Source organism: Flavobacterium sp. (assembly GCF_046155325.1).
Lineage (GTDB): Bacteria > Bacteroidota > Bacteroidia > Flavobacteriales > Flavobacteriaceae > Flavobacterium.
Genome location: NZ_JBJXDQ010000040.1, coordinates 1 through 12,841 on the forward strand (window position 1 = coordinate 1; position 12,841 = coordinate 12,841).

16 protein-coding genes, 1 other RNA gene and 2 pseudogenes are annotated in these 12,841 nt (G+C 32.2%); 5 read left to right on the forward strand and 14 right to left on the reverse strand.

All coding sequences use genetic code 11. From position 1 onward, the window contains the following. Both ACKVOD_RS02585 and ACKVOD_RS02590 read right to left on the reverse strand, forming a co-directional pair. A pseudogene (locus ACKVOD_RS02585) lies at positions 1 to 158 on the reverse strand (IS1595 family transposase); the annotation flags it as partial. Positions 159 to 346: 188 nt separating this feature from the next. Beyond that, positions 347 to 511 carry a hypothetical protein gene (locus ACKVOD_RS02590; RefSeq protein WP_409207923.1) on the reverse strand — a complete coding sequence of 55 codons (165 nt, stop codon included), beginning with the start codon at positions 509 to 511 and terminating at the stop codon, positions 347 to 349. Between the two features lie 572 nt (positions 512 to 1,083). Between ACKVOD_RS02590 and ACKVOD_RS02595 the strand changes: the two genes are divergently transcribed. Next, the gene (locus ACKVOD_RS02595; RefSeq protein WP_409207924.1) at positions 1,084 to 1,797 is read left to right on the forward strand and encodes a fibrobacter succinogenes major paralogous domain-containing protein; all 714 of its coding nucleotides are present in this window, start codon (positions 1,084 to 1,086) and stop codon (positions 1,795 to 1,797) included. Between the two features lie 42 nt (positions 1,798 to 1,839). Then, complete coding sequence (locus ACKVOD_RS02600; RefSeq protein WP_409207925.1) at positions 1,840 to 1,995, forward strand: hypothetical protein; 156 nt, start codon at positions 1,840 to 1,842, stop codon at positions 1,993 to 1,995. Positions 1,996 to 2,094: 99 nt separating this feature from the next. Here ACKVOD_RS02600 and ssrA read toward each other — a convergent pair. Together ssrA and ACKVOD_RS02610 are read right to left on the reverse strand one after the other, a co-directional pair. After that, positions 2,095 to 2,491: a transfer-messenger RNA gene (gene ssrA, locus ACKVOD_RS02605) on the reverse strand. A gap of 86 nt (positions 2,492 to 2,577) precedes the next feature. After that, complete coding sequence (locus ACKVOD_RS02610) at positions 2,578 to 3,777, reverse strand: serine hydrolase domain-containing protein (protein ID WP_409207926.1); 1,200 nt, start codon at positions 3,775 to 3,777, stop codon at positions 2,578 to 2,580. Positions 3,778 to 3,991: 214 nt separating this feature from the next. Here ACKVOD_RS02610 and ACKVOD_RS02615 point away from each other — a divergent pair, with 214 nt between their 5' ends. Beyond that, positions 3,992 to 5,194, forward strand: coding sequence for an NAD(P)-dependent oxidoreductase (locus ACKVOD_RS02615; RefSeq protein ID WP_409207927.1), 1,203 nt, complete (start codon positions 3,992 to 3,994; stop codon positions 5,192 to 5,194). Positions 5,195 to 5,215: 21 nt separating this feature from the next. Here ACKVOD_RS02615 and ACKVOD_RS02620 read toward each other — a convergent pair whose 3' ends face one another. From ACKVOD_RS02620 to ACKVOD_RS02630, 3 genes are all read right to left on the reverse strand, one after another. Further along, positions 5,216 to 6,055, reverse strand: a complete 840-nt coding sequence (locus tag ACKVOD_RS02620; RefSeq protein ID WP_409207928.1) for a hypothetical protein — start codon at positions 6,053 to 6,055, stop codon at positions 5,216 to 5,218. Positions 6,056 to 6,062: 7 nt separating this feature from the next. Continuing rightward, a complete protein-coding gene (gene kdsA / locus ACKVOD_RS02625; protein WP_409207929.1) occupies positions 6,063 to 6,881 on the reverse strand; it encodes a 3-deoxy-8-phosphooctulonate synthase in 819 nt (272 codons plus the stop codon). Between the two features lie 62 nt (positions 6,882 to 6,943). Next, on the reverse strand, positions 6,944 to 7,396 hold the full coding sequence (locus ACKVOD_RS02630) for a 2-dehydro-3-deoxyphosphooctonate aldolase (RefSeq protein WP_409207930.1): 453 nt from the start codon (positions 7,394 to 7,396) through the stop codon (positions 6,944 to 6,946). 366 nt (positions 7,397 to 7,762) lie between these two features. On the opposite strand from ACKVOD_RS02630, the gene ACKVOD_RS02635 reads away from it, so the two are divergent. Both ACKVOD_RS02635 and ACKVOD_RS02640 read left to right on the forward strand, forming a co-directional pair. Continuing rightward, positions 7,763 to 8,320 carry a YeeE/YedE family protein gene (locus ACKVOD_RS02635; RefSeq protein ID WP_409207931.1) on the forward strand — a complete coding sequence of 186 codons (558 nt, stop codon included), beginning with the start codon at positions 7,763 to 7,765 and terminating at the stop codon, positions 8,318 to 8,320. Positions 8,321 to 8,322: 2 nt separating this feature from the next. Further along, a complete protein-coding gene (locus ACKVOD_RS02640) occupies positions 8,323 to 8,736 on the forward strand; it encodes a DUF6691 family protein (RefSeq protein ID WP_409207932.1) in 414 nt (137 codons plus the stop codon). A 40-nt stretch (positions 8,737 to 8,776) separates the two neighbouring features. Here the strand turns inward: ACKVOD_RS02640 and ACKVOD_RS02645 are convergent, their stop codons facing one another. The 7 genes and pseudogenes from ACKVOD_RS02645 to ACKVOD_RS02675 form a co-directional block, all read right to left on the reverse strand. Then, positions 8,777 to 9,052 (reverse strand): ATP-dependent Clp protease adaptor ClpS, encoded by a 276-nt coding sequence (locus ACKVOD_RS02645; protein WP_409207933.1) that lies wholly within the window; start codon positions 9,050 to 9,052, stop codon positions 8,777 to 8,779. Between the two features lie 38 nt (positions 9,053 to 9,090). After that, complete coding sequence (locus ACKVOD_RS02650; RefSeq protein ID WP_409207934.1) at positions 9,091 to 9,699, reverse strand: class I SAM-dependent methyltransferase; 609 nt, start codon at positions 9,697 to 9,699, stop codon at positions 9,091 to 9,093. A gap of 23 nt (positions 9,700 to 9,722) precedes the next feature. Further along, positions 9,723 to 10,556, reverse strand: a complete 834-nt coding sequence (prmA, locus tag ACKVOD_RS02655; RefSeq protein WP_409207935.1) for a 50S ribosomal protein L11 methyltransferase — start codon at positions 10,554 to 10,556, stop codon at positions 9,723 to 9,725. A gap of 108 nt (positions 10,557 to 10,664) precedes the next feature. Next, positions 10,665 to 11,417 (reverse strand): triose-phosphate isomerase, encoded by a 753-nt coding sequence (gene tpiA / locus ACKVOD_RS02660; RefSeq protein WP_409207936.1) that lies wholly within the window; start codon positions 11,415 to 11,417, stop codon positions 10,665 to 10,667. A gap of 2 nt (positions 11,418 to 11,419) precedes the next feature. Next, on the reverse strand, positions 11,420 to 11,932 hold the full coding sequence (locus ACKVOD_RS02665; protein WP_409207937.1) for a TlpA family protein disulfide reductase: 513 nt from the start codon (positions 11,930 to 11,932) through the stop codon (positions 11,420 to 11,422). Between the two features lie 39 nt (positions 11,933 to 11,971). Continuing rightward, the gene (locus tag ACKVOD_RS02670) at positions 11,972 to 12,259 is read right to left on the reverse strand and encodes a hypothetical protein (protein ID WP_409207938.1); all 288 of its coding nucleotides are present in this window, start codon (positions 12,257 to 12,259) and stop codon (positions 11,972 to 11,974) included. A gap of 9 nt (positions 12,260 to 12,268) precedes the next feature. Further along, positions 12,269 to 12,841, reverse strand: a pseudogene (locus ACKVOD_RS02675) (DoxX family protein); the annotation flags it as partial.

Consider the following 12,841-nt stretch of genomic DNA (forward strand, 5'->3'; position numbering starts at 1 on the left):
CTGCATTTTTTACATTCATAACTCCAACTGCTTTTTATCCAAAAATGTTCTTTGCTTCCGCATTTACATTGAACTCCGATTTTATCTCTTTCTTCTTTAAAATCAAGTCTACAAGACTCTTCACTCCTAAAATTTGCTTTAAAATTGAATAGATTCATCGCTTTTTTTTTTTTTTAAAAAGCCTTTTTATTTAATTAGGGGTAATTACGGACAATCAATTAATATTAAAAATTTTCTTACAGATAATATTAAAATTTAATTCAAAACTTCATTTTAATTGACTTAATGTTCTATAATTTAAAATCATTCGCTTAAGCCTATATACTATACGGGCAATATCACCTTTCTATTCATCACCTAGGTACCAGTTGCCATTTTGTAAAACTGTCGCATTGTCTCTGCCATCATTATAGTCATAGACAAGCAAAACCTTGTTACTGTTGTTAGTGTCTAAATCCGTTTGTGACAAAGTATCCCAGTCATCAGTGGTTCCTGTTGCTGTGAAGGGCAAGTTGATGATATGGGTATTTGTAATGAGTTATGTTAATTGCGTTTTGAGGTTGTCTCCCGTTTTAGAAAAATCAATTGCATTGTAATATGCTAGTATATGAGCCAAACATAAAAAGGGAGTAGTACTAGAAAAAATAATTTTAGTTTCATTATCTTATGATTTGGGAATGTAAACATAGTGAGAAAAATCACTTAGTTAAACGCTTCGAATTGAATTTAGATTTAAGGAGGTACTCTTCAAAGACAAGCGCCAGATGGCGTTATTAGAATAAAATGGAGAGGGGCTGCAATGAAAACGCTTAGTTTGATTTGATAAAAGGAAGTAGGTACTCGTCACAGACGAGCACCAGGAGAATAGGAATTTGTTTCCAAAATTGCCTACGTCGGAGTATGTAAATAAAAAAGTGGAAGGATATGAAAATGCTATGCGAACGATTGCAGTTGAAGAAATATTTTCTTGCATTGATCAGTAGTTATTGATATCATTTCTTTTTTAACGGAATGCTTCTTAAATCTCTTGTTGATAATAAATTTTCTTCTATTTTTGTGAGTTAATTACCATTACCATAAATTATGAAACAACTGTTTTTAGTAGTAGCACTAGTAGTGATCTACCTTTCAAATGCCCAAGTAAAAATTGGTGGAGTAGATCCATCAAATGAGAATAGCTCCTCTCTTTTAGAATTAAAGTCAACAAATCAAGGATTTTTACCTTCAATTGTAATAGGCACGCAGCAGTGGACGAGTGAGAATCTCAATGTTTTAACCTATCGCAATGGAGATGTTATTCCCCAAGTGACGGATCCTAAGGCATGGGCAACTTTAAAAACAGGTGCCTGGTGTTACTATAATATTGACGAATTAAATGGCCCTATTTATGGTAAGCTTTACAATTGGTATGCGGTGCACGACCCAAGGGGATTAGCACCAAAAGGGTGGCATATACCCACAGACGCCGAATGGACAACATTAACCGACAATTTAGGTGGTGAAACTATAGCAGGTGGCAAGATGAAAACAACAGAGAATACCACAAGTAGTAACGGCAAGTGGGCAACACCCAACATAAGAGCTACCAACGAGAGCGGTTTTTCAGGGCTTCCCGGAGGGTATCGCGACTTCAATGGTACATTCTACTATATTGGCTTCTACGGTTATTGGTGGAGTTCGTCAGAGTTCTCTAAGCCAAGCGCCTTGTTCCGTATTCTGTATTACTATCTCGATAATGCTGCCACAAGCGACTACCATAAGATAGCTGGTTTTTCAGTGCGCTGTATCAAGGATTAGATACTTTGAAAAAAAAATGGAAAAAGTCCTTTTTTTATAAAAATGAAACTACTTTCAGGCGGACCAGTTTACAAAACCACTTACGATTTATTGATGGGCATATTTGAGTTTACCAAGAATTTCAGTAAGGAATATAAAAACAAACAATTTGAAAGTAGTATAAGAATTTTGCTATTAACAAATCAGGTTGATAAATAAACTACTTTCAAAGTTATGCGGAGTAAATGGGATTAGAAAAAATAAAAACGCCCGTAAATCCTAATATTTATGGGCGTTTAGTTCTTATTGGTAAAGAATTAGTGGAGTCGGGGAGAGTCGAACTCCCGTCCAAACAAGCAACTAAAGAGCTTTCTACACGTTTATTTCCTGTTTGAGTTTTCGACGTTGGGCTAGGACAGAAACAACCACCAAACGCTTATCTTCTTAATTTCGAAAACCACCCGAAGCTTATGGTAATCTAGGTTTAAATTTACGATTCACCTTTATCGACCGCTATAAACCAGAGCTTTCGAGGTAAATCCTGCTCTCCTATCTGATAGGAGCGAGGCTAATCTTACTATAATTCAGATTATGCAGCAAGAGCGTAGTTTCCTTCGCCGTGTATGTGTTTTGAAACCTTTTATTAACGAGAATTGTCCCAGTTCTCGACGTGCTTACTTTTCAATTCGACTTGCTGTCAAAACCAGTCGACCCCATTTTTAGATTTTAGATTTCAATTTACAAATATACATTATTCAAAGGGATACTTTGTAAACAATTTTTATAATTTCATCATAAAAATTATTCCGAATCATCATCTAAGTGAAATGGATAATTGCCAAATAATGCCGAAAGTTTTCGAATATTATAAGGGCTTTTTGAATACTTGTTTGAAAGTGCAATGATAGTAACGTTTTCTTTTCGTAAAGTAACATAGGATGTCGTACTGCCATGCCACCAGCCGTTGTGATAATATAAAGTTATACCGGGATCTAATTCCGTCATCCGAATACCAAGGCCATAATTTCTTTTGCCTTTGTGTTCATTGCTGTATCCAGTGTACACTTGTTCTAGTAACTTAGGGTTTAAAAAACTGGAAGCGCTTCTGGCTCGGTCTAGTTTTAATAAATCTCGAGGTGTAGAATAAATGTTTTTATCTCCATAAATGGCATCTAAATAATCCAAACCAATTTGTACCCAATTTCCTTTGTATGATGGGAATGCCGTTTTTTTGTCTTTTTCATAATCAAAAACATAGGTGTCTTTCATGCCTAAAGGCTCAAATATGATTTTTTTCATTGCTTCTTTGTATGATAGTCCTGTTATTTTTTCGATAATTAAAGCTAACATAGCATAATTAGTATTACAGTAACTAAAATGAGTATCTGTTTTGTATTCTAATTCAATATTTTTGGTTACCATGAGGTTCAATAAATCTTGATTGGTTAATGTTTTATGCTTATCCCAAATTTCTTTTTTATCGGTAAAATAAGAATAGTTTCTCATACCACTTCGATGGTTTAATAACGTTCTAATGGTGACTTCAGGAAACGGAAACTCTTTTAAAATGGTATTTACTTTTTGGTCTAAATCCATTTTTTTAGCATTGATTAACTTTAATATTGCAGTAGCAGTTAATACCTTACTTACCGAGGCAATGTGTAAAGGAGTGTTTTTATCAATGAGTGTTTTATGATTGAAATTGGCAAATCCATTATAACGTTCATAAAGAATCTGACCATTTTTAGCTACTAGAAACCCGCCATTTTCACTGTTGTAAGGCCAGTTTTTGTTGTAAAAGGAATCAATTCTATTTTTGGTTTTACGAATGTAATCTGCTGTTAATTTTGGAGATTCATTGATGACAGGTTTCATTTTAGGCAAAACATTTTTTGGAAGTTCAGAATCAAGTAATTCTACTTTTTTTTTATTTGTACACGAACTTAAAACTAAAATCAAGATTAGTAAATACAGTATGTTTAAGCGTTGAAGAAGGTTCATTTTATTTTGGCTAGAAAAGCAAATATATTCAATCTAACGATTGTTAATTTATGATTTAACATAAAAATAGTAACAGTTGATTGTTTAAAAGTTTTGAATGTAGGTATGTTTATAATTTTCAGCGAATTAGTTTTTTAAGCTTAAACTATTTACTATAAAAGGAATTTATTTTTAATTTAATAACTACTTTTATGGTAAATCATTAAGCAACGTTATGAAATTTGGAATTATAAAAGAGAGAAAAAATCCACCTGATCGAAGAGTAGTATTTTCGCCTAATGCATTGTTGGAATTAAAGCAAATTTATCCGGAGGTCGAGATAAAAGTTGAAAGTTCCGATTTTCGGGTTTTTACAGATAAAGAATATCAAAATTTAAATATTGCTGTTGAAAATGATATTAGCGATTGTGCTATTTTTTTGGGTGTAAAAGAAGTTCCTATTGATGCATTAATTCCAAATAAAACCTATTTCTTTTTTTCGCATACCATCAAAGAACAACCCCATAATCAAAAATTATTACAAGCTATTTTAAAATACAAAATTGATTTGTATGATTATGAAACCATTGTTAATCAATATAACATAAGATTAATTGGTTTTGGAAAATATGCTGGAATTGTGGGCGCCTACAATGCTATTCGTGCTTTTGGAATCAAATTTGAATTGTTTAAATTGCCTAAAGCTGCCACGCTTTCAGGAAAAGAAGCTTTAATTACTCATTTAAAAAGAATAGTATTACCCCCTTTAAAATTTGTTGTTACGGGGACCGGTAAAGTTGGTGGAGGTGTTGCAGCGGTTTTTGATGCTATAAAGATAAAAAAAGTTTCACCCGAAGATTATTTGACTAAAAAGTATGCTCAAGCTGTTTATACCCAAATTGATGTTTTAGATTATAATAAACGCAAAGATGGTCAAGTGATTGACAATAACGATTTTTTCGAAAATCCACAGGATTATAGTTCCGATTTTGAGCGATTTACTAAAGTGTCAGATATTTATATTACAGCACATTTTCATGCTAATAACGCTCCCGTAATTCTAACTCGCGAAATGCTTCAGGCTAACAACTGTAAACTAAAAATAGTTGCTGACATTTCCTGTGATGTCAATGGATCTATTGCCTGTACGCTAAGATCTTCTACTACTGATGAACCCTTATATGGTTATTTACCAAGCGAAAATAAAGAAGTAGAAGTTTTTCATCCCGCAGCAATTGTGGTTATGGCTGTTGATAATTTACCCTGTGAACTGCCAAAAGAAGCCAGCGAAGGTTTTGGTGAAATGTTTTTAGAACATGTTATGCCCGCTTTTTTTAACGGGGATAAAGATGGGATTTTGCAACGAGCTAAAATAACCGAAAAAGGTAAACTTACTACTAGGTATAGCTATTTACAAGATTATGTTGATGGAAAATAATTATTTTATTTAAGTTTTGTTCTAAATTTTAAAAATCCCTCCAAAAGCAATAATTCTTTGTAAAAACATAAAATGTTGAGAAGCACTATCAGCATTATCATTGGTAGTTTTAATATCAGACATATCGATATATCCTCCTTTTAATTCGGTTTGAATAAAAAAGTGTTTGTAAAATGTGAAATTTAAGCCTGCTTTTGCAGAAATCCCATAACCAGAAACATGAAAATCATCATGTCGATCTTTACCCAACAGTTTTGCATTGGTTTTTGGATATAATATGCCTGCACCAATGCCTTCAGTGATATTGATTTGAAATTTATCTGTATTGGGTAAGTTTAGGAATTTTGATAAGTCATCAACGCGAGCAATTTCGGCATTAATATAATTTAAACCGTCAGTGTGCTCAAAAGTTAAAAAGTCTTCAGTTAGTAATACTTGATTATTGGGTAATAATTCATTATAAGTTCCAGGATTTGGATAACTTCCAGTAATATTGACTGCTTTATCTTGAAACATTTGATACTTCATGTGATCTTCACCAATTGAAATATTATAATGGTTCGAAATATAGTAACCCATCCTAAAATTAGTTTGGGGAATAGTCATGGCTTTAGGATTAATATAATCTAAATGCCAACCTTTTTTGATGTCATGTGCTTTTACATCATACAATGTAAAATCATAATCTGCCCCCTTAAAATTAATATCTGATTTAGTGTACGAATCTCTATTTCCGCCCCAATAGATGAAAAATTTTCCTTTATTATTAGCGGTGTATTTGGTGGTAATTTGATTTGATTCTTGTGATAAACCTTTACTAAATATTAAACAAAGTAAAAGTAATATATAAGGGTTTTTCATTACTATTTTAAAAGGCATTTATTGTTTTGCGAATGGCAACTAACTTTGTCATCAAAGCTTCAAAATAATCTAAATGAAGCATATTGGCACCGTCACTTTTGGCATTGGCAGGGTCAAAATGGGTTTCTATAAATAGTCCGTCAACACCTACAGCAATCCCCGCTTTGGCAATTGTTTCAATCATGTCAGGTCTTCCTCCAGTTACTCCTGCAGTCTGATTGGGTTGTTGTAAAGAATGGGTAACATCAAGAACGGTAGATGCGTATTGTTGCATAGTAGGAATCCCTCGAAAATCAACAATCATATCTTGATAGCCAAACATGGTGCCTCTATCAGTAACCATCACGTTTTGATTATTGCAATCCAAAACTTTTTGAACGGCATGTTTCATGCTTTCAGGACTCATAAATTGTCCTTTTTTGAGGTTGACTACCTTTCCGGTATTGGCTGCTGCTACAACCAAATCGGTTTGTCGAACTAAAAATGCGGGAATTTGAAGCACATCAACATACTGAGCTGCCATTGCCGCATCTTCGTTGGTATGAATATCGGTTACTGTTGGAACTTTAAATGTTTCAGAAACTTTTCGAAGTATTCGCAATGCTTTTTCATCACCTATTCCTGAAAAACTATCAATTCTAGAGCGATTGGCTTTTTTAAATGATCCTTTAAATACCAATGGAATTTCAAGCTTATCGGTAATTCCAATTAGTTTTTCGGCGATTCTCATGGCCATTTCTTCACTTTCAATGGCACAAGGACCAGCTAAAAGAAAAAAATTGCCGCTATCAATATGTTTTATTTGAGGAATTTGGGATAGGTTCATAACGTAATTTTTTGAAAGGGCAAAGATAGTTAGGATTTGTGATTATTATTAGGGATTTTCCATTAATTTTTCTGTAAACTAAGTCCCATCGGAACCATTAAAATTCCTTTTTCATAGATGTTTAAATATAAGACAACTGGATTTTTTTGACCTTCCCATTTTATTTCATAAACATCCAAAAAACCGGCTCCCATTTCACTTCTATTGGTTGGAAAAGGGCAGCAACTTTCTAATTTAGTGTAAGTTATATTTTCTCCATTAGGCCCCGCCAATGCATTAAGAAACCTTTGTTGGTTTAGGGTTTCATTTTTGGTATTAATGTAAAATATATTGATAGGGTAATCTTTGTTATAACCATATTTTTTATCCTTACTATATTCAGTGATAAGAAAAGTATTCTTGTTTAATAATTTAGGAATTGGGGCATTATTATCTACATTTTTAATAGTAGATTTTGTGCTCACACAAGATGATATAAGTAATAATAAGGCAATAATTGGAATTATTTTTTTCATCTTTGGTTATTTATTGGTCTCAATAATAGTTAAAACTATGCACTTTAGTGCATTTCCCTTTCAGGTTCTAAAAACTTTGCCACAAATTTTCATGAATTAATTTGTGCTAATTTGTGTAATTCTTGTCAAAAAATTAAGTTATTCAACCGTGCAGACTTTTAGTCTGCCAACCAAACCTATGGACTTCAAGTCCGTAGTTGTTTAGTTTGAAGTTAATAAGCATTCAAATTTATAATTTTAATATCCGTGACAAAAGTAAGAAAACAAAAGACAGGTATTTAAATTCCTATAAACAATAATTTGAACATAAGTATTGTGTATTTTATTTCATAAGAAGTTCTATTTTTGTTACTTAAATTAAACATAATGGAAATATTTTTTAAAACTTGGCCTTGGCATATTTCAGGGTTTTTGATAGGAATGATTATGCTTTGCCTAATTTATTTTGGTAAACTATTTGGGATGTCCTCAAATTTGAGCACTTTATGCGCCATGACTGGAATAGGAAAAAAAGTGTCTTTTTTTGACTTTGATTGGAAAGGGCAACTTTGGAATTTGATGGTTGTTATTGGTGCTATGTTGGGAGGTTTTTTTGCTGTTAATTTCATGTCGGACTCTTCAAACGTTGCTGTTAATCCTAAAACAATTTTGCAGTTAACTGGGCTTGGTATTGATGCACCTAACGGAAAATTAATGCCTAATACTTTGTTTGGAATAGACGCTTTTCAATCCCCTAAAATTATTTTTATTTTACTCATTGGTGGCGTATTAATTGGTTTTGGAACCCGTTATGCTAGTGGGTGTACTTCAGGACATGCTATTTCTGGACTGAGCAATTTTCAATTAAAATCATTAAAAGCTGTGATTGGATTTTTTATAGGTGGATTGATTATGTCTCATTTTATTTTACCTTTATTATTTTAACTATGAAAGCTTTAAAATATATAGTAGTTGGTTTTGTATTCGGAATTGTTTTGACCAAATCCGAAGCAGTTTCTTGGTACAGAATCTATGAAATGTTCCAGTTTCAATCCTTTCATATGTATGGAATTATTATGACTGCAGTTGTTACGGGTGTTATTGGAATTCAAATCATCAAAAGAAAAAAAATAAAAGATATTCAAGGCTTACCCATTGAAATTTTGGATAAAGAACCCGGTTCTTTGAGATATTGGATAGGTGGAATATTCTTCGGATTTGGTTGGGCTTTAGTAGGATCTTGTCCTGGGCCAATATTTATTTTATTGGGCGCTGGTTTTTTACCTGTAATTTTGGTACTTTTTGGTGCGCTTTTTGGAACTTTTTTGTATGGAGTAATTAGGGATAAATTACCACATTAATTTAAAGCTTCCAACATTTTGAAGGTTGGAAACTTAAAAATTAAACTATTTCGGCACTTAAACCAGCTTCGAGTAATTGGGTGCATTGCGGTTTTAATTTCTCTAAAACACCCGTTTTTACAGTGCATTTTCCATTGTAATGAACAATCAAAGAACACTGTTCAGCTTGTTCTGGAGTATGGTCGCAAACTCGAATTAAGGTTTCTATAACATGGTCAAAGGTGTTGACATCATCATTATAAACGATAATTTCGTTGTTTATTGAAATGGCTTCTTTTAAACTAACTTTTTCTCTTAATTTTTCTTTTGTACTCATTTTTAGATAATTGTAGGTTTAAATAAAAATAATTGGTTCTAATTTATTCTTTCAAACGCACAAAATGTAAAATTTTGTTTGGTCTTAAAAGGAGTAATATGATCTTCAGTGATGCATTTCAGTTTTTTATAATTAGCAGAAAACTGATTCTCTATTTCTATTTCAGTGTATTTTTTAATTTCTAAACCACTACACTTTGTTGGTCCATTTTCTGAAAAAGTTCCTATGATTAAAAAGCCGTTGTTCCAATTTTGAGTGATTTCTAAATATTTTTCTATTTGTTCTGTTGTTGTCAAAAAATGAAATGTAGCTCGATCATGCCAAATATCATAGGTAGTTTCAGGTTTAAATTCGGTTATGTCCGAAACAATCCAGTTGATTTTTTCAGCTTTTTTTCCAAGTCTATTTTTGGCTCTTTCTAATGCTTGAGAAGAAATATCCAAAACCGATACATTTTCATATCCTTCGGCTAATAAAAAATCAACAAGTCTGCTGTCGCCACCACCTATATCAATAATTTTTACAGATTTATCTAAATTGGTTTGCCGAATTAAATCTAGTGATGTTTTTGGGTTTTCTTGTGTCCAGCTAACCTCGTTGGGTTGCTTGGTTTTATATACTGTTTCCCAATGATTTTTTATTTCCATTACTATTTTTAGTTCTTGAGATACTAATTTACGTATTTTAATGACACCCAATTGTTTCTTTGAAACTTTTTAACATACGACAAACCTTTTTCAGTGCATGAAGCATCGATATAAGGAATATCTTCTTCATAAAAACCACTCAGCAAAAGTGTACCTTTTGGATTAAGGCAATCAACATAGGTTTGCATATCATTCAACAAAATGTTTCTGTTGATATTAGCAATAATCAAATCATATTTTTTGTCTTTTAACAATGCAGCATCACCTTCGTAAACTGTTATATGATGACAATTATTTCGTTCAGCATTTTCTATAGAGTTGAGGTAACACCAGTTGTCAATGTCAATTGCATCAATAGGTTGTGCGCCTTTCATTTCTGCTAAAATGGCCAAAATAGCTGTTCCGCAGCCCATATCAAGGGTTTTCATTCCAGTTACATTTATTTCTAACAAATGCTGAATCATCATATGAGTCGTTTCATGATGACCAGTGCCAAAACTCATTTTGGGTTCGATAACAATATCAAATTCAGCATCGGTTTTAGGATGAAATGGGGCTCGAACATGACAATTTCCGTCAACATCAATAGGTTCAAAATTCTTCTCCCATTCCACGTTCCAATTGACTTGGTCTATTTCTTCTATGGTATAGGATATGGTAAATTCAGGAGATTTCAGAATGAATAAATCATCTAAAATAGTTTCGGTATACAATGGTTTTTGGATGTAAGCTACAATTCCAAAATCGCTATCGATAAAACTCTCAAAAGGTAATTCACCTAACTCGGCAATAAGAATTTCTGAGCCTAGTTCTTTCGGTTCAACTTTAAAATGGAAACCTAAATATATATTTGACATAATTTATTTTTTGCAAAGGTAATAATCATTTACTAGGATTTTGTATAACAAAAAAGAGATTTGAATACAATTCAAATCTCTCTATTTATTAATTTATTTTTTTTGAAATTAAAAAGCTGTTACAATAGCAATAAAATCTTTAGCATTTAGAGCAGCTCCACCAATAAGTCCACCATCAACATCTGATTTAGAGAAAATCTCTTTCGCATTATCAGGTTTTACGCTTCCACCGTATAGTATAGAAACATCTTCAGCAACATCACTTCCAAAAGATTTGCGAACGGTTTCTCTGATAAATTCGTGCATTTCTTGTGCTTGTTCAGGGCTAGCAGTTTCTCCAGTTCCGATGGCCCAAACTGGCTCGTAAGCCAAAACTATCTTTTCCCAATCCTTTTTTTGTATGTGAAACAATCCGTCTCTCAATTGATTTTCTACAATATTAAAATGATTTTGAGATTGACGGTCTTTCAATTCCTCTCCAAAACAGAAAATTACATTCATGTCATTTTGTAAAGCAGTTTCTACTTTATTGGCAATCAAAGCGTCTGTTTCATGAAAAATGGCTCTACGTTCAGAGTGTCCAAGAATCACAGTATTCACGCCTATATTTTTAAGCATGTCTGCCGAAATTTCTCCTGTGTAAGCGCCACTCGCTGCTTGATGCATATTTTGTGCCGACACTCCAATTGGTGTATTTTTTAAATGATTTACAGCTGAGGCTAAGTTAACAAAGGTAGGTGCTACAATAACTTTAGCGTCACAGGATGCGGGTATTTGTGCAATTAATTCGTTTAATAAAATTTCAGTTTGTTCTGAATTTTTGTTCATTTTCCAGTTTCCTGCTACAATCTTCTTTCTCATAATTATTTGTTTATTGTTTGTTTTTTTAACTCTTTTAAGGTTGTATTAATTAAATCAAAATCAGTTTCAATAGCTTTGTAAACTGCAATTTTACCAGTTTGATCTACAATTATATAGCGTGGAATCCAATCTAAATCTATTGCTTTTGCAAAGACACCATTCATTTGATCTTTTGCCATATAATGACCTCCTTTTAAATCATATTTTTCAATTCCTTTTTTCCAGTGATCAACAGATTTGTCCATAGAAATGAATAAGAAATCAATATCAGGATTTTGAGCTTGTAGTTCATGCATTTTTGGCATTGCTTTCACACAATCACCACACCATGTAGCCCATATTTCAACTAATAAAATTTTGCCTTTGTGTTTTTCAAGAATGTTTTCAAAAGTAATTTCAAAAGCATCAGTTGTTACTAATGATGAATCTAAAGCTTCTTTAGAAAATTCTGTTTTTTGTGAATTTGAACAAGAAATAACTATTATAGTAATAAGTAAAACTAATATTTTTTTCATGCGAAAATTTTTAACTGAAATTGATTTTTTGAGAAGCATTTATTTTAATTCAATATCATCTTTATTGTCTTTCAGATAAAAATGTCGGGTTCTTTTCTTTTTTTTACTAAAATATAAAATCCGTATCAAGTACCCCGCATAAACGCTAGAAGCGCCCATTAACGAACAGCCCAGAAGCACATAAGGAATATTGCCAAATGGAATTTCGAAAATTTTAGAAACTATTTCAAGAAAGTAATACCCAATCATGAAAATAATTGCGCAAAATGCTATATGAATTTTTTTCTTTCTTCTTCTATCAGAAGTGCTCTTTTTTATTGCTACCATACGCTACACTTATAATTTTAGCTTACTAATATCATTGTGATGTACTTTTTGTTTTATAGTTCCTTTTTCAAGAATTACAATGCTCGGATTGGCTCTTTCTATTGTTTTTAAAGCAGTGCCATCACAAAAATAGAAATCAAATGACCAACCAAATAATTTTTTATAATTTGCAATTTCTTCTGTTGAAGAAGCTGTCATTCCTATGACTTTGTATCCTTTTAATTTGGCAGTTTTATTGATTTTTTCCAATTTTTTCATTCCCATTTCATTGGCTTTAACTAAATCATAAGCAACTATCATTACTAATTTAGGTTCATTTAAAAATTCATCTTTATAATCTGAACCGTCTTTTAGCATACTAAAATCATGTATAGGAGGAACGTAACCTTCTGTAATAATCTTGTCTTTTCGATCAACAAAAGTGGCTCCATCTGGAATAGACATCAAATCTTTTTCGGAAAATTCTTTTGCAACACCATTTACATTATAAATAAAAATCATTTCTACTACTGATTTTGGTGCTCCATCAGGAATTTCCATCCCTTTTTGAATGTTTGTTCCTATTTTGTATGGTCTAAAATC